Source organism: Dokdonia genika, from assembly GCF_042652845.1.
Classification (GTDB): Bacteria; Bacteroidota; Bacteroidia; order Flavobacteriales; family Flavobacteriaceae; genus Dokdonia; species Dokdonia donghaensis.
The window spans coordinates 1-582 of sequence record NZ_JBHSHB010000004.1; the positions used below are offsets into that span (position 1 = coordinate 1).

Annotated in this window: 2 protein-coding genes; both read right to left on the reverse strand. The window is 39.9% G+C overall.

All coding sequences use genetic code 11. From position 1 onward, the window contains the following. Positions 1-260 (reverse strand): DUF7507 domain-containing protein (locus ACFO5T_RS00835; protein WP_380031244.1); only part of this gene is annotated, 260 nt, incomplete at its 3' end. Between the two features lie 8 nt (positions 261-268). After that, entirely contained in the window at positions 269-550 is a 282-nt protein-coding gene (locus ACFO5T_RS15140; RefSeq protein WP_465251687.1) for a DUF7507 domain-containing protein, read from the reverse strand. Positions 551-582 lie beyond the last annotated feature (32 nt).

Sequence of the window (582 nt, forward strand, 5' to 3'; positions counted from 1 at the left end):
ATAATGTTTGTTACTGTTACATTTCCTGTGTTTGTCACTGTGAAGTTATAAGTGATTGTCTCACCAGCTTCTGCAAAACCATCTCCATCTTCATCATTGAACGTTCCAGTCTTAACAATTGCTATTGTTCCCGGATCTTCTGGTAAATCTGTGATTGTTATATCATCATCACCTTCTACTGTACTATCATCATCTGATGTATCTTCTACGTCATCTCCACTTGGGTTCTGACCAGTTGCAAGTGCTTGGTTTTCTACCATTCCTGCATCTACATCNCTTCTGCAAAACCATCTCCATCTTCATCATTGAACGTTCCAGTCTTAACGATTGCTATTGCTCCTGGATCTTCTGGTAAATCTGTGATTGTTATATCCTCTTCTCCTTCTACTGTACTATTATCATCAGAAGTATCAACTACATCATCTCCATTAGGATTCTGACCAGTTACAAGCGCCTGGTTTTCTACCATACCTGCATCTACATCGTCTTGTGTTAATACATACTCAGCTACAAACGTTGTCGCATCACTAGCTCCTGGTACTAAATCGATAGGACCGCCAGTTACTGTTACTAATGGATCTG